This is a genomic window from Paracoccus salipaludis, assembly GCF_002287065.1.
Classification (GTDB): Bacteria; Pseudomonadota; Alphaproteobacteria; order Rhodobacterales; family Rhodobacteraceae; genus Paracoccus; species Paracoccus salipaludis.
Window position 1 is genome coordinate 1 of sequence record NZ_NSJZ01000064.1, and the last position, 1,622, is coordinate 1,622.

The 1,622-nt window shown below is 63.6% G+C and carries 1 protein-coding gene; it reads right to left on the reverse strand.

What is annotated here, in order from left to right:
- Positions 1–159 precede the first annotated feature (159 nt).
- Positions 160–1,533: an ISNCY family transposase gene (locus CK240_RS17475; RefSeq protein WP_095641533.1), complete on the reverse strand. Its 1,374-nt coding sequence runs from the start codon at positions 1,531–1,533 to the stop codon at positions 160–162.
- Positions 1,534–1,622 lie beyond the last annotated feature (89 nt).

Consider the following 1,622-nt stretch of genomic DNA (forward strand, 5'->3'; position numbering starts at 1 on the left):
TGTTGTCACCAAGTTAATGTGTCGCTGTCGGGGCAATTTAGAAATGTCGCAGTTGGACCCGCCGGAGCATGGCCGGGTCGGGCGGAGACCTCCGCCATCGCAGCCCGGCCCGGACATGCGGGGAAGCAGGGATCGCCGCTGCTCTGATCGCCTCGACCCTCATTCGGCTGCATGCCGCGCCTGAGCCTGCTCGGCTGCGCGCCGCTCCTGGCGCCTTTCCACCCAACCCTTGTTCCCGCGCCTCGGCTTGCTGGTCGGTTCATAGCGGGTGCGCTGCTTGCCGACAGGTCCGACCTCGGGCGGCGCGGCGTCCTGCTGCATTTGGATGAAGGCAAGCACCTCGCTCAAGCGCTTGTTCTCGGTGATCGACGCGTGGGTGACGCGCTGCTGATGGTGATCATAGGCTCGATAAGGCAGGAGAATGCCTTTCCAGCGGATCTCGAACCGGCCATCGGCAAAGGCATAGGTCTCGACATACTGCCCGATCGCGCTGCGGGCGTGTTCGCTGTCCTCCAGGATGAACTGCTTGCGATCGTAATGAACGACGAGTTGCCTGCTCAGCTGTCGCTGGTCGCGCAGGCACAGGATCTCGGACAGCCTTGACGCTGGCATGTTCAGCGGCCGGTGCAGATCGTCGGACCGGGCAGGGGGCCGGGAGAAGCGCAGGTTGTGACGCGCGATGAAGCCGGGAAGGAATATATTCCCGACGGCCATGTCGCTGATGCCCGCGAGCCGCAGTTCCTTGACCAGGCGGTCCTGCAGGGTGCGGTTGGCGCGCTCGACCCGGCCCTTGGCCTGCGAGGAGTTCGCGCACAGGATCTCGATGTTGAGTTCGTTCAGCGCCCGGCCGAACTGGGTCATCCCATGGCCGCTGCGCGCCTCGGTGCGATTCACCCGGAAGACGCTGTGCTTGTCCGAATAGAAGGCGACAGGCCGGCCGTGTTCCTGAAGGTAACCCTCCAGCGCCTTGAAATAACCGAAGGTGGTCTCCGAAGGCACAAAGCGCATCTGCATGAGCCGGCCGGTCGCATCGTCGATGAAGACCAGCAGCGTGCAGGCCGGAGCACGATCCTCGAACCAGCGATGCTCGGAACCGTCGATCTGGACCAGTTCACCCAGGGCTTCGCGCCGCAGCCGCGGCTGGTGAACCCGCAGGCGTTGTGCGCGGCTCTGCCACAGGCCGACCGCCATCATCCATTGTCGCAGCGTCTCGCTGGAAACCTGGATTCCATGGCGCTCGGCCAGTATCTCGGCTGCCAGTGTCGGCCCGAAATCGGCATAGCTCTCGCGGACCACAGAGAGGATGTAGTCGCGCTTCAGACTGCTGATCCGGTTGTTCGACGGTCGGCCGCGCAGACCATGCCGGACGGCAACAGCGCCATGTTCGCGGATGTCGCGCAACAACCGCTGCACCTGACGCAGGCTCAAGCCGAGCACATTGGCTGCTGTTCTCGGTCTCATGCTGCCGTCCAGAACCTGCGCCAGCACCTCAATACGCTGAAGCTCATGCTCGCTCATCAGCACCAGTCCCATCCCGCAGCCCTCACGCTGAACCCCGAAGGTCAGGGTGAGGGCGACAGTTCTACTTTGCCAGACAGCGACAATTCTACTTTGCGTCTACA

Coding starts and splice junctions, on each gene's coding strand:
- CK240_RS17475 (WP_095641533.1), bottom strand. CDS start 1,533: ATGGGACTGGTGCTGATGAGCGAGCATGAGCTTCAGCGTATTGAGGTG.